General features: G+C 67.0%; 20 protein-coding genes. 9 read left to right on the top strand and 11 right to left on the bottom strand.

Going from position 1 to position 23,112, the window contains the following annotated elements; translation table 11 throughout:
- Positions 1 to 12: 12 nt before the first annotated feature.
- Both D7D94_RS11245 and D7D94_RS11240 read right to left on the bottom strand, forming a co-directional pair.
- Entirely contained in the window at positions 13 to 420 is a 408-nt protein-coding gene (locus tag D7D94_RS11245; protein ID WP_156242692.1) for a very short patch repair endonuclease, read from the bottom strand.
- Positions 421 to 563: 143 nt separating this feature from the next.
- The gene (locus D7D94_RS11240) at positions 564 to 833 is read right to left on the bottom strand and encodes a hypothetical protein (protein ID WP_156242691.1); all 270 of its coding nucleotides are present in this window, start codon (positions 831 to 833) and stop codon (positions 564 to 566) included.
- A 115-nt stretch (positions 834 to 948) separates the two neighbouring features.
- On the opposite strand from D7D94_RS11240, the gene D7D94_RS11235 reads away from it, so the two are divergent.
- The 4 genes from D7D94_RS11235 (at position 949) to D7D94_RS11220 (ending at position 6,118) form a co-directional block, all read left to right on the top strand.
- Positions 949 to 2,784: an AAA family ATPase gene (locus D7D94_RS11235; protein WP_156242690.1), complete on the top strand. Its 1,836-nt coding sequence runs from the start codon at positions 949 to 951 to the stop codon at positions 2,782 to 2,784.
- A gap of 67 nt (positions 2,785 to 2,851) precedes the next feature.
- Positions 2,852 to 3,631 carry a GHKL domain-containing protein gene (locus D7D94_RS11230; protein WP_173024309.1) on the top strand — a complete coding sequence of 260 codons (780 nt, stop codon included), beginning with the start codon at positions 2,852 to 2,854 and terminating at the stop codon, positions 3,629 to 3,631.
- Positions 3,624 to 5,033 (top strand): phosphotransferase, encoded by a 1,410-nt coding sequence (locus tag D7D94_RS11225; protein WP_156242688.1) that lies wholly within the window; start codon positions 3,624 to 3,626, stop codon positions 5,031 to 5,033. Before D7D94_RS11230 ends, D7D94_RS11225 begins: the two co-directional genes overlap by 8 nt.
- Before the next feature lie 332 nt (positions 5,034 to 5,365).
- Positions 5,366 to 6,118 (top strand): hypothetical protein, encoded by a 753-nt coding sequence (locus D7D94_RS11220; protein ID WP_156242687.1) that lies wholly within the window; start codon positions 5,366 to 5,368, stop codon positions 6,116 to 6,118.
- Positions 6,119 to 6,125: 7 nt separating this feature from the next.
- Here D7D94_RS11220 and D7D94_RS11215 read toward each other — a convergent pair whose 3' ends face one another.
- Positions 6,126 to 6,569, bottom strand: coding sequence for a hypothetical protein (locus D7D94_RS11215; protein ID WP_156242686.1), 444 nt, complete (start codon positions 6,567 to 6,569; stop codon positions 6,126 to 6,128).
- Positions 6,570 to 7,369: 800 nt separating this feature from the next.
- Here D7D94_RS11215 and purL point away from each other — a divergent pair.
- The 3 genes from purL (at position 7,370) to D7D94_RS11200 (ending at position 11,191) form a co-directional block, all read left to right on the top strand.
- Positions 7,370 to 9,697: a phosphoribosylformylglycinamidine synthase subunit PurL gene (purL, locus tag D7D94_RS11210; protein WP_156243427.1), complete on the top strand. Its 2,328-nt coding sequence runs from the start codon at positions 7,370 to 7,372 to the stop codon at positions 9,695 to 9,697.
- Positions 9,697 to 9,855, top strand: coding sequence for a hypothetical protein (locus D7D94_RS11205; protein ID WP_156242685.1), 159 nt, complete (start codon positions 9,697 to 9,699; stop codon positions 9,853 to 9,855). The genes purL and D7D94_RS11205 overlap by 1 nt, the downstream gene beginning before the upstream one ends.
- Before the next feature lie 202 nt (positions 9,856 to 10,057).
- Positions 10,058 to 11,191 carry an L-dopachrome tautomerase-related protein gene (locus tag D7D94_RS11200; RefSeq protein WP_156242684.1) on the top strand — a complete coding sequence of 378 codons (1,134 nt, stop codon included), beginning with the start codon at positions 10,058 to 10,060 and terminating at the stop codon, positions 11,189 to 11,191.
- A 57-nt stretch (positions 11,192 to 11,248) separates the two neighbouring features.
- Here the strand turns inward: D7D94_RS11200 and D7D94_RS11195 are convergent, their stop codons facing one another.
- Positions 11,249 to 11,791 (bottom strand): hypothetical protein, encoded by a 543-nt coding sequence (locus D7D94_RS11195; protein WP_156242683.1) that lies wholly within the window; start codon positions 11,789 to 11,791, stop codon positions 11,249 to 11,251.
- A gap of 65 nt (positions 11,792 to 11,856) precedes the next feature.
- Between D7D94_RS11195 and D7D94_RS11190 the strand changes: the two genes are divergently transcribed.
- Positions 11,857 to 12,459: a TetR/AcrR family transcriptional regulator gene (locus D7D94_RS11190; RefSeq protein ID WP_156242682.1), complete on the top strand. Its 603-nt coding sequence runs from the start codon at positions 11,857 to 11,859 to the stop codon at positions 12,457 to 12,459.
- Between the two features lie 22 nt (positions 12,460 to 12,481).
- Here the strand turns inward: D7D94_RS11190 and D7D94_RS11185 are convergent, their stop codons facing one another.
- A complete protein-coding gene (locus tag D7D94_RS11185) occupies positions 12,482 to 12,973 on the bottom strand; it encodes a hypothetical protein (RefSeq protein WP_156242681.1) in 492 nt (163 codons plus the stop codon).
- 191 nt (positions 12,974 to 13,164) lie between these two features.
- On the opposite strand from D7D94_RS11185, the gene D7D94_RS11180 reads away from it, so the two are divergent.
- Positions 13,165 to 14,001: a cation-transporting ATPase gene (locus D7D94_RS11180; RefSeq protein ID WP_156242680.1), complete on the top strand. Its 837-nt coding sequence runs from the start codon at positions 13,165 to 13,167 to the stop codon at positions 13,999 to 14,001.
- A 102-nt stretch (positions 14,002 to 14,103) separates the two neighbouring features.
- Here D7D94_RS11180 and D7D94_RS11175 read toward each other — a convergent pair whose 3' ends face one another.
- The 6 genes from D7D94_RS11175 to D7D94_RS11150 form a co-directional block, all read right to left on the bottom strand.
- Positions 14,104 to 15,735: an FAD-dependent oxidoreductase gene (locus tag D7D94_RS11175; RefSeq protein WP_156242679.1), complete on the bottom strand. Its 1,632-nt coding sequence runs from the start codon at positions 15,733 to 15,735 to the stop codon at positions 14,104 to 14,106.
- A gap of 32 nt (positions 15,736 to 15,767) precedes the next feature.
- Positions 15,768 to 16,676: a carbohydrate ABC transporter permease gene (locus tag D7D94_RS11170; protein WP_156242678.1), complete on the bottom strand. Its 909-nt coding sequence runs from the start codon at positions 16,674 to 16,676 to the stop codon at positions 15,768 to 15,770.
- On the bottom strand, positions 16,676 to 17,632 hold the full coding sequence (locus tag D7D94_RS11165; protein ID WP_156242677.1) for a carbohydrate ABC transporter permease: 957 nt from the start codon (positions 17,630 to 17,632) through the stop codon (positions 16,676 to 16,678). The genes D7D94_RS11170 and D7D94_RS11165 overlap by 1 nt, the downstream gene beginning before the upstream one ends.
- 7 nt (positions 17,633 to 17,639) lie before the next feature.
- Complete coding sequence (locus D7D94_RS11160) at positions 17,640 to 18,935, bottom strand: ABC transporter substrate-binding protein (protein ID WP_156242676.1); 1,296 nt, start codon at positions 18,933 to 18,935, stop codon at positions 17,640 to 17,642.
- Between the two features lie 87 nt (positions 18,936 to 19,022).
- Positions 19,023 to 20,054, bottom strand: coding sequence for a LacI family DNA-binding transcriptional regulator (locus D7D94_RS11155; protein WP_173024308.1), 1,032 nt, complete (start codon positions 20,052 to 20,054; stop codon positions 19,023 to 19,025).
- 77 nt (positions 20,055 to 20,131) lie between these two features.
- A complete protein-coding gene (locus tag D7D94_RS11150) occupies positions 20,132 to 22,936 on the bottom strand; it encodes an alpha-galactosidase (protein ID WP_173024307.1) in 2,805 nt (934 codons plus the stop codon).
- Positions 22,937 to 23,112: the final 176 nt, after the last annotated feature.

The raw sequence follows: 23,112 nt of genomic DNA, 5'->3' as shown, positions 1-23,112 counted from the left end.
GACATCGGGATGCTACGTGTTTTGACGTAGCGTCCCGATGATCGCTTCTGCGACCAGTTTGGGAGGCTCGTGCTCCCAGAAGCGCAGTACCGCCCATCCAGCATCTCGGAGCAGCTTGTCGGTTTCGCGGTCACGTTCGACGTTCCGGCGTAGCTTGGGCCTCCAATAGTCGGCGTTCCGCCGAGGCTTCGTCCCATGAATAGGACACGAGTGCCAGAAACACCCGTCGATGAAAATCGCGGTCCGCTGTCGCGTGAACACGATGTCCGCCCGCCGCCGCCCGCCGAGTGGAGCGAAGTCGACACGGTAGCGGTAGCCCATGCTGTGGAGAATTTTTCGAACCGCGAGTTCCGGACTGGTGTCCCTTCCGCGGTTGGACCTCATCGAGCGGGCGGTACCTTCGGTGCTGGCCCACGACATGCGACAACGGTAACGGTACCGACTGCCAGCCAGTTCAAGGCTTGACTGCGCCGAACGGGGCTGAGCCCCGAGACTTAAGGGCACGAACCGGGCCAGTCCCGGCGTTGGCCCGCGAGCGCGAGGGCAGCCGCGGCAACCAGTATTCACGCCCTGCTTTCGGACCATGGCGACCAGTGGGCGCCCATAAGGGCGGCGCGAAGGAGTGGACCAGGCTTCGAGCGGGCGAAATCGATCCCAGCACGGGCGCCGTACACAACGGACCAACTCGGTACGTGCTGCCTTCTCGCGATCGGATCGTTGTCGACGAAGCCGGCATGGTCGACCTGCAGACGGCGAACGTCCTCGTCGAGCTCGCGATCGAGCAGGGTGTCGGGCTGGCGTTCGACGGCGGCGCCTGCGTACAGTGCGGTCATGCGTTTGATGCCCTCGTCGTCGCTGATGGAGCCTGCTCAGCAATCGCGAGGCGCCCTTGATGACTCGTCACCTCGGGTCGAGGTTGGTCCGCCACTCGAATAACGAGAAGATAGCGTGGTGTGGATATCGCGAGTGCGCGTGAATGGTGGATTCCTCGCTGGACTTGACGTCGAGCTGTCGCGAGGCCTCAACGTCGTCATTGGGCCGAGGGGGTCCGGCAAGACAACGCTGCTCGAACTGATCCGGCACGCGCTCGGGATCGAGCATGCGGACCAAGCCGAAGCCAAGCGCCAGCGCAAGGCCATCACCCACTTGCTTGGCGCAGGCGAAGTGGTGCTGGACGTCGAGGACGAACACTCGTCGCACCATCTGGTGGTCGACGCGGCGGGGAATGGACGGTCTGGCGAACTTTCCACAGCCGCGCTCGCGCTCGGGCAGAACGAGCTGGAGCGCATTGCATCCAATTCTGCGAGCCGACTGAATCTCATCGACCTGCGCGCAGTTGTCTCTGCTGCACCTCCCAGCCTGGAGATCGCCAAGCGTCTAACGCGCGACCTGGCTCGGCTACGACAAGACGCCGACCAGGCACGGGAGCGCGCATCGCGACGCGCCCTCTTGGAGGCCGACCGCACGGCGCTCGCTGGCCAGGAGCGCGAGCTGTTAACGGACTCATCGGCAGATCTTGGAGAACGGCGCGAGTTGCTCAGAGTTCTCGAAGCGGAACTGCTCGCCGTTGGTGGCCAGTCGGAAGCCAGCGAGCGAACATCTAGTCGCATCGCGGACGCGTCCAAGCTGGCCAGCCGACTGCAAGCCGCGATTGAAGCGGTTCCGTCGCGAGAAGTTGGTGTGGCCGTCGCGGCAGAGGTAGAGCACCGAGTCGCGTCCCTTCTTCAGCTCAGCGTGGAGCTAGTCAGCGGAATTTCCGAGCTCGAGTCCGCGCTCAACGCCGTTCGTAAGGACTTGCTCAATGAGCAAAACCGGCTACGACTGAAGGCAGCGCCAGTCCGGGCAGAGCTGGAGACCGCGGAGCGGGGGCTCGGCCAAATCACTGCAAAGCTCAGGAACATCGACGCGGAGCTCGCTGAAGTCGCTCGGCTGGAAGCCGCACTCCTCGAGTTGCAAGCGTCGACAAACGAGCTCGTCTCCCAGCGATCTCAATTGCTAGACGAATACGAGATCTGGCAGGAGGGATTGTTCGAGGCGCGCCAAGCAGTCGCACAGGCTGTTTCAGGAGATTTGCAGTCACGCGTAGTGGTTAGCGTGGATCATCTCGCCGACTCGACAAAGTTTCGCGACCTTCTGATCGAGCTCTTGCAGGGTTCGGGTCTCCAATATCGGGCACTCGCAGACTCGATGGCACGGTCGCTTCTGCCTCGCCAGTTGCTTGCGTACGTTGAAAATAACGATCTCGTTGGCCTATCCGAGGCAACCAATGTCGGAACCGATCGAGCCGCGCGCGTGCTGGCGGCCCTGCAGAACGAGGAAAGTGTCTCGTCGATAGCCGAAGCGACGCTCGATGATCGGGTCGATTTCAGGTTGATCGACGGCGCAGTTCAAAAAAGCGTTGAGGATCTTTCGACGGGCCAGAAGTGCGCCGTGACTCTTCCGATCGTACTCACGGAAGGATCGCGCATTCTTATCTTGGATCAACCGGAGGACCACCTCGATAACGCATATCTGGTGAAGAACATCATCACGTCTTTGACGATGCGTGAGGAGCGGGGCGCGCAGACTATCGTCGCAACGCACAACGCAAACATCCCAGTGCTCGGCTCTGCGGAGCTCGTCCTTTCGCTTGAGAGCGATGGCACGAGAGGCTTCGTATCCAACCGAGGAGCCTTCGACGAACAGCCAATCGTAGACACGATAACCGGACTGATGGAGGGCGGGCGCGATGCATTCCTCCGGCGAGCTGAGTTCTACGCAGAGCACGAGGTTGAGTCCCATTAGTCAGCCGCCTACCAAAGCACTCCAAAGCCGGTTGCCGTCTGAGCGCGCGGCAGCCGCAGATTGGTACGTGCGCAATGCGGCAATCGGTGACATCGGCATACTGACCACTGCCATCGAGGAAGAGACGGTTCCTGCCGTGCGGCGGTTGTTGGCGGCGGCCGTGCGGCGAGCCCAACAGATCTCCGAGCCGACTTACGTCTACGAGCCTGATGTGGCGCCCGCTTCCCCGGAGATTCTCGACGCCTTAAGCGGTCTCATCCGACATGAGACAGAACCAATCATTGGGTGGATCCGGCGCAGTGCGGCGAGGGAGATCGGTGATCAGTACGAAGCTAGTGAGACGTTTAGGAACATCGATCTCCTGAGACGCCGTCTACTAGGTTTGGAGACGCTCGCCGCTGCGCATCGCCTGCCTCGATATTCAAGAGCGTCGCTACTTACGCTCATCGTCGATTGTCAACCGCAGGGCTTTCCCGATCAGGTCGTTGACGCGGACAGAGGCGACGACGACTCGATCGACACGGATCCTGGGCTGTTCTCGATCATCGTGGGGAATGCCTTGCTGAACGCGCAGGAAGCCTCAAGCGGATTGCCTGGAGCTCCGATCCTTGTTCGGCACGGCGTCAGTGACCGACACTTCTGGGTGACCGTCACCAATCGCTTCGAGGGTCAAGCGTTCGAGATGGAGCATGTCGCGCAGACGGGCGCGTCGACAAAGGACAGCCATAAAGGACTCGGTGTTAGCGCGATGAGGATGGCCGCGGACCGCCTGCGGTACAATTTCTCGCTTCAGGCAAGCGGAGGAATCGTGATTTTTTCACTTCGAGGAGAGAGATTTCGTGCCTAGATTCCGAGCCATCCTCGTCGAGGACGAGCCGAGCGCGGCACAGTTCACGACTGATGCCTTGGAAGCCGCTGGCTTCGACGTCGTGGTCTACTCAGATGCGCTGTCCGCACAAGAACACGTCGATTCGACAGCAGACCTCATCGATCTCCTGGTCCTAGACCGGCGACTACCGTTTCGCTCCGGCGAAGCGCCGAGTGACAAAGTGGGCGACGACCTGCTCACAGCCATGTTGCTGAAGCATCCGGACCTGGCGGCCGTCGTTTTCAGCGGGCATACCGGCTTTGAGCATTTGCAGTTCGCGACTACCGAGCGCGGGGTCGTGTCACTCGGGAACGACGCGTTTGTCTTCGATCGAGTGCGCCTCTTCGAGAAAGGTCAGTCCCTCGAATTCGATGCGTACGTAGGAAGGGTGCACAGTGCGTTGTCGGCGCTGCAGGACATCCAAATCACTGGCATCGAGCCTTCCGAGCTCACCGCGCACAATCGGCGTCTGCTTCGACGTGTTGCGTTCGAGTTCGGCGGCAGTTCCATCGACGCACGTCCACTCGCTGGCGGACTAACTGATTCGCCAGTTTGGCTGTGCTCGATCGAGAGCCATCACGGTTCCATGGCCCGCGTCGTCGCCAAGCGACAAATCAAAACGCGCGAGCCAGGAGGATTTCAAGACCTTTGTCCCGCCCAGATCACCGCGGGGGTTGTGGGAACGATCCGAGGCTTCTGCGGCGGCTTCTACGTTACTATCCAACAACTTGTCGGTTCGAATCCCGTGCCCCTCCTCGAGCTAATTGTCACCGACGAAGAGGCGGCCGTCGCGGCAACGACAGTTCTTCGGGACAGTCTCGGTCAGATGTCGATCGGCCAGCGAGTGAACGTGTCGGTCGAGGAGATTGGGGCTCCGTTCGCACCCTGGTCGACTGTAGTCGAACGCGGAGCAAGCTTCGGCATCAAGGTGCCGCCAGGTTCGCGAATTGCTGCGACCAGTTCTGCCCCGCGTCACGGCGATCTTCATCCTGGCAACGTCTTGGTAGCGGACGGCCACCCTGTCATCATCGACTTCGACAGCCAGACGAGCGGGAGTCAGCTCATCGACGTCCTCACTCTCCAGCTAGGTCCCTTGTTCCATCCAGATTCCCCACTCTTCGGCGCGGAGTGGCCAACCATTGATCAATGCGAGCAGTTCGGCACCGACGCCTTCCTCGACGACTGTCCAGCTCCCGACTATTTCGCATTATTGGCTGACTGGTCCGATCAATCGTGTACGTCCGTTCGCGAACTTTCGGCTCTCGTGCTTGCATACGCCGTTCGGCAGCTGAAGTACGCTGACATTCTTGGGAACGATCTAACTCGATCGCGTGCGGTCGCTATCGCTCGCTGGGCCGCGGCACGCCTTGACTCTGATTAGCCCTCAGCCGCGCTAGGGTTTGCTCCAGCGGTTGCGTCGCCCCGGCCAGCGCCTTCTCGACGGCTGCAAGATCGCATCGACCGGTGGCGACTCGCTCGGGCGTGCACCGTCGTCGCATGCGGCAACTAGCGCAGCGGTACGTCCGTCAATCGACTGGGCTGACCCGGTGTGCCGCTGGAGGTCCCGCATCCCGCCAATCACCAGTGGCACCCGAGGAAGACTCCGCTGCCGAGTGACCTCTTGAAGCTTCCTTGACTGCTCGTGATCCGACAGTAGGCCGCGACAGCGCCGTGTCAGAATCGAGCCCTGAGACGCAGTGAGAGGTGGCGGAGGTGGCCGAGGCTCAGCCGGATTACGAGGAGTTCATCTTCAAGGTGGCTCGGTCGAGCCTTGACGGCGACAACAAGGTGGGCACGGGCGGCGCTCGTCGGTCCGATGGCACGCTGAGCGGGCAGGCCTATGATCCGCGCCCTCTGCCGCCGAGCATGTCGAAGCCGAACGTTCAGGTCGTGCGCGCGGCCTCCTCAGGAGGCGTCCCGCCGTGGCTCATGGCCGCAGTTCAGGAGGTAGCCATCCGGCTCGGCACCGTCGCCGTCGCCGTCGCCGTCGAGGAGTATGCGCTGCCCGCGGCGAAGAAGCTGTGGCGCGAGAAGCTCAGCCCAACTGCACGCAAGAGAAAGGTGGAGGTACCGGCGCCCAGCGCAGTCGAGCCGGTACTCAGTTCCACCGAGCCACGTGCCGCGGAGGTCGTGGTGTCTCTCGAAGTCAATGAGCCCGAGGAGGAGGAGGGGACGGAGATCCACACCTGGACCGTCGTGAATATGACTCACGATGAAGCGCAATGGCACGCCGACGCTGCCCGAGCCGCTTTCGAGGAGTTGCTAAGGCACGCCGGGGCGCTCCGCAACGCGCGCATCGTGGACGACGAGGGCATCGCGGAGCTCGCCGCGGGCCGTCACGCACTCGATGCGTCCGAAACGCGAAGCCGCGACGCCGGCGAGTCGGGAGCGACTGAAGCGGACGAAGAGCAGGTGGCTGAGCCGATTCCTATGCCGATTGAAGACCGACGCGACGAACAGGACTAGGGCAGAGTCAGCCGAATATCGACGGAGCGTCGGGCGACCAATCGACGAGGGCGGTCGTGACCACCCCGTCGTCGGCACCGGGCACAAGTGAAATCGTGACGCCCGGGCTGACTGTCTCGGAGTCGAAGTTCGGGTCCACTCGGATAGACCGGTGGCTCGTGACCAGGGGCCGCTCTATGAGGTACTGCCGATCGCCTACGGAGATGACAGGCTGCTCCGCCATGACCGGAAGGAAGTCTCCCGACATGAGCATGGCGAGCTCGCGACCAATGGTTTCTGCAGCCTCGTCCGGATCCTCGGAAAGCGTCATCGCGGCGGTGTTCCACTTCCACTCGCGTGCGGTGCCGTAGTAAATAGACCGGTATCGCTCGAGATTGCGCAGTTCGCCGCGGGTAGCTTGCATCACGTCCGGCATTGCCAGCTCGGTCGTCGTGCTGCGTTGGTGGTCCACCAGGGCTTCGACGACCGGCCGGTAAACTTCTCCAGGGTGCTTGGGGCGAGAAGCGGTTTCCTCTCGCTACGGGCGCGTCTGGGCTGAGCTCAATCGCGAATGTGTCCGCTGGATCCACGCTGTCGGCAAGGTCGAGTTCAGCAAGAACATCCTGAGGAGACAGCCCGTCGACGTTGCCCACAGTGCCCTTGAGGTCGTCTAGATCGCGGACGCTATGCGGACCAGATAAAACTCCGCGTGCCGGCTGTGCTTGTCAAGACCGGCGGTGGTTTCGTGGACGCCGAGCTCGCACTTGGTTACATGCTCTTGCTCTCCAGGCGCGTCCGGAGGTTCTGAGACTCTCTACGCTCGGCCTCGAGAATTGGGATTGGAAGGTCCTGAAGGCCAACTGGCTCGCGACCGGAGAGGGGGCCGTGCTCCTTTGGCAGCCTACGAAGGACTCGGGACTCCGCACTGTTTCATTCCCGCTCTCTCCGACCCATTTGCTCGTCATCGGCCAAGACCTGCCGGATGAGCTCCCCCTGAATGCGCGAGCGGCCGCTAACAGCACGCGGTGGATGCTCAAACGTGAGTGTTCGAGTCCCTCCACGGACATAGTCGCTTCTTGCCTCTGGCCGTGGCTCTCTGGGTGTCCCAGCCACTCGAGAGGCGTCCCTTGCCCGCCTACGCCTAGCCTGACCTGCACGGTGTCCTGAGTCGACACTCCGCGCCACACCCCTCCCCCCAACTCCCGCCATCCCGCCCCGGTAGACTCTCCCTCGTCCGCTCCCCCTCGGCCCTCAGGAGCTTCTCGCGTGACCATGCCCGCATCACCCGCGTCCGCCAATGCCCACGTCGCCGACACCGTCGAGAACGCCGTGGCCACTCCTGAGAAGGAACAGCCGTACGACGCGCTGGGCCTGAAGCCCGACGAGTACGAGCAGATCAAGAAGATCCTCGGCCGCCGCCCCACCTCGGGCGAGCTGGCGATGTACTCCGTCATGTGGAGCGAGCACTGCTCCTACAAGAGCTCCAAGAACTACCTGCGCCGCTTCGGCCAGAAGGTCAGCGACGAGATGCGCGAGCGCCTCATGGTCGGCATGGGCCAGAACGCGGGCGTCGTCGACGTCGGCGAGGGCTGGGCCGTCACCTTCAAGGTCGAGTCGCACAACCACCCGTCGTACATCGAGCCCTTCCAGGGCGCGGCGACCGGCGTCGGCGGCATCGTCCGCGACATCATCTCCATGGGCGCGCGCCCCGTCGCCGTCATGGACCAGCTGCGCTTCGGCGACATCGACCACCCCGACACCGCCCGCGTCGTGCACGGCGTCGTCGCCGGCATCTCCGCCTACGGCAACTGCCTGGGTCTGCCGAACATCGGCGGCGAGACGGTGTTCGACTCCGTCTACCAGGCCAACCCCCTCGTCAACGCGCTCGCGGTCGGCGTCATGCGCCACGAGGACATCCGCCTCGCCAACGCCACCGGAACCGGCAACAAGGTCGTGCTCTTCGGCGCCCGCACCGGCGGCGACGGCATCGGCGGCGCGTCGATCCTCGCCTCCGACACCTTCGCCGACGGCGGACCCACCAAGCGCCCCGCGGTGCAGGTCGGCGACCCCTTCGCCGAGAAGGTGCTCATCGAGTGCTGCCTCGAGCTTTACAAGGCCGACCTCGTCGAGGCCATCCAGGACCTCGGCGCCGCCGGCATCTCCTGCGCCACGAGCGAGCTCGCCGCGAACGGCGGCTCGGGCATGAAGGTCGAGCTCACGAACGTGCTCCTCCGCGACCCGTCGCTCACGCCCGAGGAGATCCTCATGAGCGAGTCGCAGGAGCGCATGATGGCGATCGTCGCCCCCGAGAAGCTCGAGGCCTTCCTCGCCGTCACCGGCAAGTGGGATGTCGAGACGAGCGTCCTCGGCGAGGTCACCGGGGATGGCCGCCTCGTCATCACCTGGGACGGCGAGACGATCGTCGACGTCGACCCCTCCACCGTCGCCGTCGACGGCCCGGTCTACGACCGCCCCGTCGCCTACCCGGCGTGGATCGACGCCCTCCAGGCCGACTCGGCGTCGCGCCTCGAGCGCCCGACCGAGCCCGAGGGCATCCGCGAGCAGTTCGCGAAGCTCGTCGCGAGCCCGAACCTCGCTGACACCTCGTGGATCACGAACCAGTACGACTACTACGTGCTCGGCAACACGGCCCTGTCGTTCCCCGACGACGCGGGGATGATCCGCGTCGACGAGGAGTCGGGCCTCGGCTTCTCCATCGCCACCGATGCCAACGGCCGCTACTGCCAGCTCGACCCGTACGCGGGCGCGCAGCTCGCCCTCGCCGAGGCGTACCGCAACGTCGCCGTCACGGGCGCCGTGCCGACCGCCGTCACGGACTGCCTGAACTTCGGCTCGCCCGAGAACCCCGAGGTCATGTGGCAGTTCGGGCAGGCCGTCGACGGCCTCTCCGACGCGTGCCTCGCGCTCGGCGTGCCGGTCACCGGTGGCAACGTGTCGTTCTACAACCAGACCGGCGAGACGCCCATCCACCCCACCCCCGTAGTCGGCGTGCTGGGCATCATCGACGACGTCACCCGCCGCATCCCGAGCGGATGGCAGGACGCCGGCGACAACATCTACCTCCTCGGCACCACGCGCGAGGAGCTGGATGGCTCCGCCTGGTCGGAGGTCATCCACGGCCACCTCGGCGGACGCCCGCCGCTCGTCGACCTGGATGGCGAGAAGCGCCTCGCGGGTCTGCTGCAGGCCGCGCGCGACGAGTGGCTCATCTCCTCGGCCCACGACCTGTCGGAGGGCGGCCTCGGCCAGGCCCTCGCGGAGGGCGTGCTGCGCTTCGGCGTCGGCGCCCGCGTGTGGCTCACCGAGATCATGTCGCGCGACGGCGTGGACGCCGCCACGGCCCTCTTCAGCGAGTCGACCGGCCGCGTCATCGTGACGGTGCCGCGCGAGGAGGACGTGAAGTTCCGCGGCCTCTGCGAGGGCCGGGGCTACCCCGTCGCCCGCATCGGTGTGACCGACAGCGAGCCCGCGCTCGAGGTGCAGGACGTCTTCACGGTGACCGCCGCGGAGCTGCGCGAGCTGTCCACCGCGACGCTGCCCTCCCGCTTCGGCCCGACGGTGGTCGAGCCCGTCGCCTGATGTCGCTGATGCCCACGCCGGAGGAGCAGGAGGACGCCGACTACGCGGCGTACTCCTCCAAGCGCGTGCGCCGCGTGCGCGCGACGGCGTGGGTCGCGATCATCGCGCTCATCGCGACGGGCGGCGGGTCGGCGATCTTCGCGCTGCTGTTCCCGTAAGGGTTTCGGCGTTTCGGTTCGCTTCGCTCGCTCAACGTCCGGGAGAGGGTTGCGCCGTTTCGTCTCGCTCCGCTCGCTCAACGACCGGGGGGGGTGCGACCCTCCGGACGTTGAGCGAGGAGCGAAGCGACGAGACGAAACGGGTCGGCCGCCGCGCGCAACCCCCTGGGCGGCACCCGGACCATCCGCTTGACTCGACCGCATGACGAATCCGTTCCTCGGCCGCGATGACCAGGCCATCGACGTCTCCGATACTCCGCGCGGTGAGCTCGAGGTGGTGCACACCTTCACCGACGGCCCCATGCCGACCGGCGTGAGCGTCTCGCACACAGGGCGCATCTTCGTGAACTTCCCCAAGTGGGGCGACGAGGTGCCCGCGACCGTCGTCGAGCTCGTCGACGGCGTCGCGAAGCCGTATCCGAACGTGGCCGTGAACCAGGCGAAGAGCAACGCCGATCCGGGCGCCTTCGTATCGGTGCAGAGCATCGTCGTCGACCCTGCCGACCGCCTGTGGGTGCTCGACACCGGAAGCCCGATGTTCGAGGAGACGCAGCGCGGCGGCCCGAAGCTCGTCTGCGTCGACCTGGCCACCGACGAGATCGCGCAGACCATCCTGTTCGAACCGGATGTCGCCCTGCCGACGACCTACCTCAACGACGTCCGGTTCGATCTGCGCCAGGGCGAGGCGGGCTTCGCGTACATCACCGATTCCTCCGACCAGGGTCCGAACGGCATCATCGTCGTCGATCTCGCCAGCGGCGAGGCGTGGCGGCGCCTCCACAACCATCCGACCACCAAGGCCCTTCCGCCCGAGGAGATGGTGCCGGTCGCCGAGGGACGGGTGTTCGCCGAGCGCAGCGCGGGCGAGGCGCCTCAGCCGGTGAAGATGGGCGCGGACGGCATCGCGATCTCCCACGACGGCGAGCGGCTCTGGCACTGCCCGCTCATCTCGCGCCGCTGGTACAGCGTCGACACCGCGGCGCTGCGTGACCGCGCGCGCTCGGACGAGGATGTCGCGGCGACCGTCGTCGACGAGGGTGACAAGGGCGGCGGCGCGGACGGGCTCGAGACCGACGACAAGGGCCGGCTGTACGCGACGAACTGGGAGCACAACGCCGTCCTCCGACGGCTTCCCGACGGCGAGATGCAGACCCTCGTGCACGACGAGCGGTTGCTCTGGCCCGACACCATGTCGGTCGCCCGCGACGGGCACCTGTACGTCACGGCGAATCAGCTGCACCGCCAGGCGAAGTACCAGGATGGCCAGGACCTGCGCGTGTACCCGTACCACCTGTTCCGCTTCGCCATCGACGCGGGTCCCGTGCTGCTGCGGTGAGGCGGGTCAGCAGCGGCCTGCAGCCTTCCGGTGCTCGTCGGCGCGGCCGGAGCCCGTCTAGGGCGTCGCGTGCGCGGGCGCCTTCTTCGGCGCCACCGTGTAGCTGATCGCCCAGATGAGCTCGATGGCGAACACGACGCCGAGGATCGGGAAGACGCCCTCGAGCGCCGTGATGTCCGTGCCGTCCGCGGCGACGAGCATGAGCAACCAGAGGATCCCCGCCGCGATGCCGAGCGCGAGCGCGGTGCGCAGCACGTCCGCCCAGCAGGCGGCGGCATAGCGCCGGCCGTAGAGCTTCACCGGCGCGGGCCCACCCGCGAATCGGTGAGCAAAGCGCACATCCGCCCACCGGACCATCCGATGACCGTAGGCGACCGAGAAGCCGAGATAGATGGCGGCGAGCGCGTGCGCAAAGCTCGCCTCTCCTCCGCCGCGCAGGTCGAGGGCCGCCGCCGCAAGCAGCACGAGGTCGACGACGGGCGTGAGGATGAGCAGCACCGCACCGAGGCGCGGACGCCGGAGGACGTAGCGCGCGGCGAGCCCGAGCGCGATGAGCACCCAGAACCCGATCTCGCAGGCCATGATGATGACGAAGATCATGACGGTTCCTTTCTGGCACGCCTGTGCCAGAAAGGAAAGTAGCACGACCGTGCTACTTTGTCCTCATGCCGCGACGGATCGACCTCGACCAGCGCCGGGAGCAGCTCGCGGAGGCGGTGTGGTCGACGATCCGCTCGGAGGGCATCGGAGCGGTCTCGGTGCGGACCGTCGCCGCGGCCGCCGGGGTCGCGGTGGGGTCGCTGCGACACGTGTTCCCCACGCGGTCGGACCTCCTGCAGTTCTCCGCAGAGCTCATGGTCACGCGCGCGACCGAGCGCATCGCGTCCACGCACTTCACGGGCGATCGCCCGGAGGTGGCTCTCGCGCTCCTCAGGCACGTGCTGCCCCTCGAGCCCGAGGCTCGAGCCGAGCTCGAGGTGAACATCGCACTCATCGCCGAGGCTCCGGCTCTGCCCGAGCTCCGGCCCATCCGCGACCGGGCGTACCGGCAGGTGCTCGCGCTCTGCGAGTACGTGGTGACGATGCTGGCACCGGACCTGGCAGCCGAGCGCGCGAGTCTCGAGGCGAAGCGGCTCTGCGCGCTCGTCGACGGCGTCGCGGCGCACCTGCTCGCCGACCGACCGGAAAACGACGCAGCGTGGGCGCTGCAGGTGATGCGCGAGGAGATCAAGCGGATCGAGGCGCTGACCGTCGAGCGCCCCGCATAGCCGTCGCGCCGTCACTGCCGCGCTACGGCTCGAGCCGCCCCTGGGGAGTCCCGAAATTCAGGAGACGCTCGTGCTCCGCGGGGTCGCTCACGCGCCATCCGTAGCTCGTGAGCTCGACGTAGCTCGCATCGTCGGTGTCGACGCGCGTCCGCCCTGCGCGCAGGCCGGCTGTGTAGACCTCCTCATCCACCCAGATCAGCAACTGGCCGACCCAGTCATCGGCATCATCGGGATCGGCATAGAGCCAGGGCTGCGAACCGCCGCTCGACGGCAGCGGCACGACCATCCGCGCACCCACTCCATCTCGATGCACGAGCGCCATATCGATCCCGCCAGGCACCGCACGGATGTCCCGGATCTCGTACTCCCAGGGCGACTCCTCCCCCGGCGACACGAGCCGAGACCGCCCTGCCGCCCGATGGAGCGCCACCAGAATCTCCTGGTCCCCGATCACGCGATCATCGTCCCATGCGGATGCGACTCGCTGGCCTCCACCCGGATCTTCGTCGCGCACGCCGTCCGCATCAGGCTCTCGGCCCATCCATAGCCTCGCTCGCTAATTTCGAGCCCACAGGGGGAGTACTTCCACCGCGGTCGGCCCGTCAGTACGAGCTCGTCATCGAGTTCCGGGCCGCCGGCTCCGATGCGTCGGGGTGAAGGAGACTCTGGCAGCAGTCGGCTTCGCCGACCCTTCCGGAGGTCATCGTGAGCAAGCTCAACCAGATCATCAAGCTCGCCAAGAAGGCGATGGACGCGCAGTCCTCGTCATCCTCGTCGCAGCGCGGTTCGTCGTCGCAGAACGACTGGATGACCAAGGCGCGCAGTGCCGCCGAGTCGCTGCTCGGCGACCAGTCCCGGCCGCAGGAGCGCTCGGACGGGTACCGCTCGCCGGCGACGGGCGTGCCGCGGCCGCCTGCTCCTCCGGCAGGTTCCCGGCCGACGCCGCCCCGGCCATCCGGCTCGGCGCATCCGTCGGGCTCCGCGGAAGACCGCGCCGCCATCGCCCGCTACGACTACCTGCTGCAGACCGCGCGCCCCGACCAGATCGAACAGGTGCATCGCGACGCGTTCGCGCGGCTGACGCCCGATCAGCGCGCACAGGTCGCCGCGCGCATGCGCGCGGAGCTTCCCCCGCACGAGCAGCCGCGCTCGGCGGACGCTCCCGAACTCGCCCGCGTGGCGGCGCGGGCCGAGGCGACCCAGCCGGGCAAGCTGCGCGGGCTCCTCGCGCGGGCTGGCGGTGTCGGGATGGCCGGAGCCGCGGTGGCCGGCATCGGCGGGCTCCTCGGCGTAGTCGCGGGAGGGGCCATCCTTACCAGCGTCGGCGGTGCGCTCCTCGACCAGGCGCAGGGCATCGACTTCGACGGCATCGCGGAGAACCTCGACGTGCAGTCGATCGCCGAGGGCGCTGGCGGATTCGTCACCGAGGCCGGTGACTACGCGCAGGGCTTCGGTGACCAGGTGTCGGAGGCCGGCGGTGGGCTCGGCGACATCGCGCAGGGCTTCGACATCCCGGGCCTGAACGACTTCTTCGGGCGCTGAGCTCGGGCTGCGGGTTCGCCAGTGCGGGCGACACGGTTTCGGGCGCGATACCGGGACGTCCGCACTGGCGAGTCGGGAAGAGAGCGGGCCGCCGAGACGCGATCAGGCGGGGACGATCTCGTTCACGATGCGGTCGTGCTCGAGGCGAGCCGTGCGGATGTCCTCGGGCCACTCGAGCGGAGCGCCGAGTTTCACGAGCGTGTCCTGAACGTCGTCCAAGTGCGTCTCACGCACGGCCGCGGGAGAAAGCCCACCGGCGAGAGCCCGGGCAGCCACCACGCCGACCGCCTCGCCGATCGCCCACTCGACGGGGTGGAGGCGATAGGCGCCGTTCGTGATGTGCGTCGTGCCGATGTTCTTGTTCGCCGGCAGCAGGTTGTCGACGTCCCGCGGGATGAGCGCGCCGAGCGGGATCTGGAACGGCGAGCACCCGATGTCGACGTAGTTGCGACCCGACGTGGAGGGGTGCAGATCGATGCGATACGACCCCACGCCGACGGTATCGGGAAACGTCTCGGCCGGCGCGCCGTCGCGCATGTCGTGCCCGATATGCCCCTCCGTGACGGTGAAGAGCGCCTTGATGCGACGCGACTCGCGCACGTACGCCTCCTTTGCGAACCCGTCCTCGGTTCCGACGACGTCCGGTCGCAGCCGCAGCCCGGGGTACCCGGTGCCGCCGTCCGCGCGCGGGGCCTCGGTCTGCATCCAGTAGAGAAATGACTCCGACAGGCTGCGGGCCCCGGCGAGCGCCTCATCGCGTGCAGCCTCATCGACACCGGGACCGACGAGCGGCTTCTCCCAGTAGTCGATCTGCGGCCAGTTCACCAGCGTCACATCCCGGAGATCGGGACCGAAGTTGCGTGAGCCGATGACCCGGCGGAAGTGCCAGAAGTCGTCGCCGTCCGGCGACTCTGCTTCAGCCGGGTCTCCCGCGAAGATCGTGTGATAGCGCTCACCGAGGGTGTACGGCACGACGTCCACCCACGACAGCTGCGATCCGGGCCAGCGCGGATCATGTGTGTCGCGCCAGTGCGCGTAGCGCGCCGGGCGGTCGATCGTGTGGTCCTCGCCGGGGCGGTGCTCGATCGCGAAGCACCACGAGATCGCTTGCTGGTCCAGCGGATCGGCGACGTCGGGCGCATGCAGCTCGCCGGTCTCAGCGCGGCTCTCCGCGCCGGTGATGAGATCCATCCCGCCCAGCTCCAGCAGATCGCCGAGCTCGGTGGCATCGACGACGATCCTGCCCTCGAGGCTCATGACGTCGCCGGTGTGGCGGTCGCGCACGTCGACGGCGACGATGCGGCGGCCGTCGCGGTGCACGGCCACCGGCTCCCGGTGGCGGAGGATCACCAGCCGACCGGTCGCGATGGCCGGCGAGAGCACGGTCTCGAGCGCGAGCGCACCGACGCGAGGCTCGTGAGCGACGCGGGAGACGCTGCCGAGACCGGGGTTGAGATGCCTCTGGGCGAGGGCGTGATCGGTGAGGGGATAGTGCTGCCGGTAGATGCCGCGGATTGTCTCGCGGAGCCGGTGGTAGCTGCGCGAGGAGACCCGTTCGACCCAGGCGCTCTCATCCGGAGGTACCGCCTGCGTCGTGAGCTGACCGCCGAGCCAGTCCCCGCGCTCGACGAGGATGACCGTGCGGCCGAGTTCGACCGCCGTCGCGGCCGCGGCGACTCCGCCGAGGCCACCGCCGATGATGAGCAGGTCGGCTGCCTGTGTGAGGTGGGACATGTCGGAAGAGACCTCGATCCGGTATGCGGGCGTCAGCCCTTGACGCTTCCCTCGGACAGACCCGAGATGAAGTGCCGCTGGTTGAAGAGGAAGACGATGAGCACGGGCAGCGTGGCGATGACGGCGCCGGCCATCATGGGGCCGTACTGGATGTTCCCCGCGCTGAGGAAGCGGGTGAGGGCGAGCTGCACCGTCTGATGCTCGGGTGACGAGATCGTCACGAGCGGCCAGAGGAAGTCGTCCCACACGGCCGTGAAGGAGAAGATCGCGATGACCGCGACCAGAGGACGCGCGAGCGGCAGGTAGATCTTCCAGAACACCCGCAGCTCCCCCGCGCCGTCGATGCGTGCGGCCTCGGCGAGGTCGGGCGCCGAGGACGAGAAGTACTGCCGCGCGAGGAAGATGTTGAGCGGCAGCACGATGAACGGCAGCACGATGCCCCCAAGCGAGTCGAGCAGGCCGATTCCGCCCTGGCCGAGGATGTCGTTGCCACCGGTGAGAGGGAACCCGCGCGCCATGAGGAACAGCGGGATGAGCGTGACCGAGATTGGGATGGCCGTGGTCGCGATGAGCGCGTAGAACAGCGCCGTGCTGCCCCGGAAGGGAAGCATCGCGAAGCCGTACCCCGCGGCGATCGCGAAGACGCAGTTCGTCGCGACGGCGATGGCCCCGACGATGAGCGAGTTCAGAAGCGCAGGAAGGAGGTTGGCATCCTCGACCGCTCGCACGAAGTTGTCGAACGTGGGCTCCGCCGGAAGGAGGCTCACATCGCCGAAGGCCTGCTCGGTGGGTGTGAACGCCATGCTGATCATCCAGAGGAACGGCAGCAGCACGAGCATCGACGACGCGAAAAGCACGAGGAAGGAGCCCGGGCGCAGACGCCGGCGCCACCGCCGGAAGCCCGACCCCGATGCGGGACGGCGCTGAAGGGTGACGGACATCACGGCCTCCTGGCGAAGTTGCGGACGGCGACGAGTGAGAAGGCCGCGATGAACGCGAACAGGACGAAGGCCATCGCCGACGCGCTGCCCATCGAGTTGTACTGGAACGCCTCGTTGTAGATCAGGACGTTCGCCACGGTCGTGCTCTCGAGCGGCCCGCCCTTGGTGAGCACGAACACCTCCGCGAAGGACTGCGCGAGGAAGATGATGTCGGTCGCGACGACGTACATCAGAATCGGCTTCAGACCCGGCAGCGTGACGTAGCGGAACCGCGCCCAGGCACCGGCGCCGTCCATCCGCGCCGCCTCGTACAGCTCGGCCGGGATGGTCTGCAGGCCGGCGAGCAGCAAGACCATGTTGCTGCCGAGGGCCTTCCACACGCGCATGGCGGCCACCGCGGGCAGCGCCGAGTCGGGATCGAGCAGCCACGCCTGCGAACCGAGGCCCACGCCCTCGAGAAGACCATTGATCGCGCCGTTGTCCGAATACAGCCACAGCCAGATCATGCTGACGGCGGTGAGCGAGACGATGTGCGGCACATACAGCGCCGACCGGAAGAAACCCACGCCGCGGAAGGGCTTGTTCACCATCATCGCCAGCAGGAGGGCAAGGATCAGCAGGGGCGGCAGTACGAGGAGCACGTACTGTCCGGTGACGAGCAGCGAGTGCAGGAACCGCGGGTCGCCGAGGACCTTGGCGAAGTTCGCGCCGCCGACGAACTCCGGCCCGCTGCGGGCGAGAGGGCTGTAGTCCGTGAAACTCAGCACCAGCCCATAGACGACCGGCACGAGCTGGAAGCCGACGATGTAGATCACCGCCGGAAGGACGAAGAGAAAGCCGGCGCGCGCGAGGCGGCGTGAGCCGCTGCGACGCGTGCGCGCTTTCGCGGGGCGAGCGCCCGCCCCCGCGGGGGAGCTCGTAGCGAGCTCCCCCGCGGCGGTGCTGGTCAGGGTCATGACGGTCTCAGCCTCCGATGATGCCGGCGGCCTGGTCGGCCGCAGCCTTCAGCGCGGCATCGGGCGTGGCGACGCCGGCCAGCGCCTGCTCGAGCTGCGCGTCGAGCACGTCGCGGATCTGCGTCCAGCTGGGGACGTTGGGGTTGGGAACGAAGTTCGGCATCTCGGCGAGGAACGCCTGCAGCACCCGGCTCGACTGCACGTACTCCGACTCGGCCGCGGACGCGCGGATCGGGATGTTGCCGGTCCCCTCGGCATAGGCGGTGCTGATCTCGGGCGAGCTCATGAACTCGATGAAGTCCCAGGAGAGCTCGGTCGCCTCGGTGTCGGCGTTGATGAACAGGCCGGCGCCAGCGCCACCGAACGCCGCCGGCTGCATGAACGACAGCGCGGGCAGCACGCCGATCTCGAGGTCGGGCTCGGCGGCGGCGATCTGCATGGCGGCCTGCGAGGTGAGCAGTGTCATCGCGGCGTCGCCGGTGACGAGCGGCTGCTGCGCCGCCGCGCTGTTGAGGTAGTCGTTGCCGAGGTTGTTGCCCACGGCGCTGTCGCCGGCATACAGCTCGGTGAAGAACTCCAGCGCCGCCACGCCCTCCGGGCTGTCGAAGGCGACCTCGGTGCCGTCCATGAGCTGCCCGCCAGCGGCGCTGATGAGTGCGTTGAAGGAGATCGAGCGCTGGATCGCCGCGGTGCCGAGCAGAAGACCCGCGCGCGTGATCGTGTCGCCCTCCTTCTCGGTGAGCTCGTCCGCGGCCGCGCGCACGTCATCCCAGGTGCGCAGGCTCGAGGGATCGATGCCGGCGTCCTCGAGCATGTCGGCCCGATAAGCCACGAGCTGTCCGCTCACGGAGAGCGGGATGAGATACTGCGTGCCGTCGACCTGGCCGCCGATCAGGGAGGCGGCCAGGTCGTCGCGGTCCTCCTCGGAGAGGGTGCTCACGTAGTCGGTGAGGTCGAGCACGCGCTCGTTGGCGACGAGATCGGCGGCGGCGGCAGGGCCGTGGCCGAACACGTCGGGAGCGGTGCCGGCGGCGAAGGCGGAGTTCAGCTTGGGCGCGAGGTCCGCCCAGTCGACGAACGTCACGTCCACCTCGACGTCGTGCTCCTCTTCGAACTGAGGCACGAGCGTGTTGGTGACGAGGTCGATCTCGGGCTCGCTGGTGCCCGGGAACCAGACGGTGAGCGGCTCCGAACCGCCGTCATCGCCACCGGCGGACGACGAGCATCCGACGAGGACGAGAGTGGCCGCGGCGACCAGGGCGACGGGCGCCGCCGTGCGCCGAATGACGGGGACAACATCCATGTTGCTTCTCCTTCGGGTTGTGCTTCGGGTAGCTGTTTCGTATGAGTAGATGATCAAGCGGCGGAGGGATTCCACCCCACCGCGAGGTCAGTCGGCGGAGCGGGCGCTTCCCACCGAGCGGGGGTCCGGAGCGGCGACGGGGAGGGTCACGGACTCGGGGACGACGCCGGCTTCGAGCCACGCGAGGAGGAGACGCACGGCAGCGGCCCCCATCTCGCGCCTGGGAAAGCCGACGTGGCTCCACGCCGCAGCGGCGGCGTTCGGCGGCGAGGCGTCGAGGACCACGACCCCCAGATCTGCGGGGACGCGGACCCCCCGCTCGGCGAGGGCGCCGTGCAGCGCATCGGCGAGTTCAACGGTCTCGACGAGCACCGCCGTCACGCCGTCGAGGATCTCATCCAGCCGGTCGCGAATCTCGTCGGCGGGGGCCTCGACGATGCCGTCACGCAGGCCACGCGCGGTGACCTCCGCAGTGAAGGCCTCCAGACGCTCGTGCTGCGGCAGGGCGCGCTGCGTGGAGGCGAGGTACCGGATGCTCCGGTGCCCCGCCTCCTGAAGCACGTCGAGGGTCGCGGCGATTCCGCCCGCATAGTCCGCCGTCACAAAGGGAATGTCGGTTCCCTCGATGGCCCGCTTGCCGATGAAGACGAAGGGGTAGCCGTCACGAGCCAACTGCGTGAGCTCGGAGTCGTCCTTCTCGAGGCCGAAGAAGATGGCACCGTCCGCCAGGCGCAGCCGGTTCATCCCGTCGTTGTACACCGCCCTCGTGCCATCTGCACGCAGCGTGGACGTGAACAGGACGAGGTCGACGCCCTGCTCGACGGCCTCGGCCTCGATGCCGACGAGGAAGTCGTGGTAGTAGTCCTCCTCGCGGATTGGGAAGACCCGCTCGTAGGTGTGAACCCCGACGAGACCATTGCGCTGCGAGCGCAGGAGGCGGGCGGCGACGTTCGGCACGTAGCCCACCTCGCGCATGATCTGACGGATGCGATCCTGCGTGGCCTGCGGGATCCGATTGGCGTCCGCCTGACCGCTCACGACCATCGAGACGGCCGACTGCGACACGTTCGCCAGCTCGGCGATCATGCGCTGGCTCGGTCGTGAGGCGCGGGGGGACATCTTCGGCTCCATGTGTCGTCGGGGTGCTAATTCGTATCAGTAGTCTCGCGGCGAGGTCGACGCATGTCAAGTCGACGTCAGCGCTCCTCGACGACGACCGGGTCGGAGCGCGTCTCCCCGGCGGTGTTGACGAGGACGCTCTGCAGCTCGTGTCGCCCCGCGCCCAGGGCACCGAGCACGGTCTCCACGTGCTGTGCCTGCGGAGAGCGTGCCGTGAGGTCCTGCTCGTCCACGATCTCACCGTCGACCAGCAGCCGATACGCGGTGGCATTCGTCCCCCACCAAAGATCCGTGAGCGCGACGCGTTCCGCGTCTTCTCCCGCGATGCGCAGGGCCGGCTTCGCGGGCGCCGCATCCGTCACCTCCACGGTGACGGTCGAGGTCTCCGTGCCCCCCGCGGCATTGCGGAGCTCGCCGGTGTACACGTAGGTGCCGTTTCCCCGGCCGGCGATCGGAACGGCGGCATGCTGCGCCTGCCGCCCGTCCGGCGTGAGCGGAACCGCCGTGAGCAGGTCGCCGTTCTCGTACAGTCGGAACTCGCGGGCATTCTGACCCCACCACAGGTCCATCTTCACGTCGTAAGTGCCGTCGTGCAGGCCGCTGGCCCATCCGCTCGTCGTGGACAGCACAGCACGCGCTGGCGCCTCGGGATCGAGTGGCGTGCTCACGGCACCCGCCGACACGTTGCCGTCGCCGTCGACCGCGCGCACCTCGTACACGTCGTCGACGGCCGCTCCCGCGTCGAAGAAGTACTCGCCGCTGCTGACCTTGGTGTAGGGCTCGCCGTTCTTCCAGATGGCGTAATGCGACAGCCACCGGTCGTCCGCGCCGGCCTTCCAGGTGAGCTCGACGCCGTCCTCGCCGAGGCGGGTCGCGAGTGCCGTCCGCACCTCGGCGGCCGGGGTCGGCGCGACCTCGTCGGTGCCCGCGCCCGGGCGGTTCTCGAGGTTGAAGTAGAGGATCTCGCCCTCCACATACGCGCCGATGTCGATGCCGTCGCGCATCCAGTCGGCGCCGCTGCGCGTCTGAGTCGGGACCGAGCCTTCCTGGCTCGCCACCGTGTACGCGTGGTCGGGCTCGAGGCCCTTCGGCTTCAGGGTGACGGCAGAGCCCAGAGCGAACGCAGCCTTCGGGAAGGTGATGTAGCCGCGCTCGCCGTCGCCACTCATCTTCTGCAGGATCCCGACGACCGATCCGCTGTCGGATGTCGGGCGATAGACCTCGACCCATCGGCCCATCACGCCCTGCGAGGCGAGGTAACGGTAGATCTCCGCGTCCACGCGGAGCGGTTCGAGGGCCTCGTCGGGCGCGGTCGTGTCGCCGGCGATGGTGAAGTGGAAGCTCAGGAGGTGACGATTGCTCTTGGAGTACTTGCCCACGTCGCCGCGCCCGTAGGAGGCGATGAGCTTCTCTGTGGGGTACATCATCGACGTCCAGTAGCCGTCTTCACGGCCCGGGGTGCCGTCGCGCTGCAGGGCGAGATCCGACAGGGCGACCGTGCGGAGGTTCATGAGGCCGCCGCCGTCACTGCAGAGCTGCAGTCCGGCCTGGGGATTGTGGTCGACGAATTCCTGCAGGATGTCCATCGTGGCATTCGCCTTCTCGAGGTTGCCGCTGTCGGCGCCGAAGTCGGTCTTCAGCATGAACGGACCCAGCTCCTCCTGCCGGTCCTGGAGCATGCTGTCGATGTGCGCGCGCACCTCGGGGTTGATGGTGTCGAGCCCGGCCTTGCGGTCAGCGGCGTTCAGCATCCAGTCCGGATGCTGGGCCGCGATCTGGGACTTGCCCTCCGCTCCCCAGGGCACGAGCCAGTAGCCCATCTGCATCCCGTGCATCGCCGCGAAGTCGCGGTACTCCCGGAGCGGCTCGCCGGGCTTGGCGTTCCAGTCCCCCATCGCGTCCTGCCACCCGTCGTCCATCCACACCATGTCGCCGCCGATGTAAGCGAGCTGGCGGATCTTGTCGCCGATGATGTCGGGCGTCGAGCCGTATCCGCCGTAGCGGATGAGCGGGAAGTACTCGTCGGAGGTGTCGTCCCACAGGTACCGGTACGTGAAGTCGAGGATGCTGTTGCCCATGTCGTCGAGATCGCCCTGGTAGAAGCCGACCCGTCCGACCGGCCCGGTGATCTCGTTCCCCGGGGCGAGTGCTGTCGCAAGCGTTGCTCGCGGCTCAACGAGGATCTTCCCGTACGAGTCGCCGACATTCATGACCCAGTTGCCGGTGTAGTCCCATGTGACGGCGATGCCCTCGGCGGCCTCCCGGTCGTGCAGGGTGACGAACGGCTGGTGCACGTTGCCGCCACGGCCGCCCGGGTTCTGAAGACCGCTGGCCATCGGGATCGGCCCCTTGAGCGTCTGGTAGGTCGCGGCCGACGCCTTGTCGCCGTTGATCGCATACATGTCGACGTCTTCGGCGTCGTCGCCGAGCACACGCATCGACACGGCCGAGAAGTCATTGAGCTCCACGGCGAGGCTCCCGGTGTTCGTCACATCGGTGCGCTCCTCGATGAACGAGGTGTCGGGGTAGAGCCAGTACTGCCGGTCCACCCTGATGCCGGGCCGACTGAGGGTCAGCGTGAGGTGCACCGCCCCGTTCGGCTCGACCGCCGTCTCGTGACCGTCGAGGCCCCATCCGCCGCTGGAGCCGCGAAGGTCGGCGCCGTCCACCCGCACGCGGAACTCCGTCGAGACTCCTCGCTGCTGATAGTCGCGCCCGGTCTCCTTGCTCACGAGCTCGGTCTGGGTGAGCGAGCCGTCCGCGAACTTGATCACCCGCCGCACGTCGTCTGTCTCGAGCGTCCATTCTTCAGCCGCGGCATCGAAGGAGACGGTCGCGTCGCCGGACGCGACCGTCTCACTGCCGTACGCCGGTGTTCCCATCAGGGCCGTCGCCACTGCGGCGACGATGGCTCCGATGGCTATGGCACCTCGCTCACGTGCGTTCGTGCTTCGCATGCTTCCCTCTCTCGTCTTCGAGTAGCTGATACGAATCAGCAGGATGGGCGTTAACTTATACGAATTAGCCTCGGCCGCCAAGACTCCGTGCGAGGAAAACG

Source organism: Microbacterium oryzae (assembly GCF_009735645.1).
GTDB lineage: Bacteria > Actinomycetota > Actinomycetes > Actinomycetales > Microbacteriaceae > Microbacterium > Microbacterium oryzae.
Note: the sequence above shows the minus strand (reverse complement) of the source record. Positions and strands in the feature narration are given on the sequence as shown.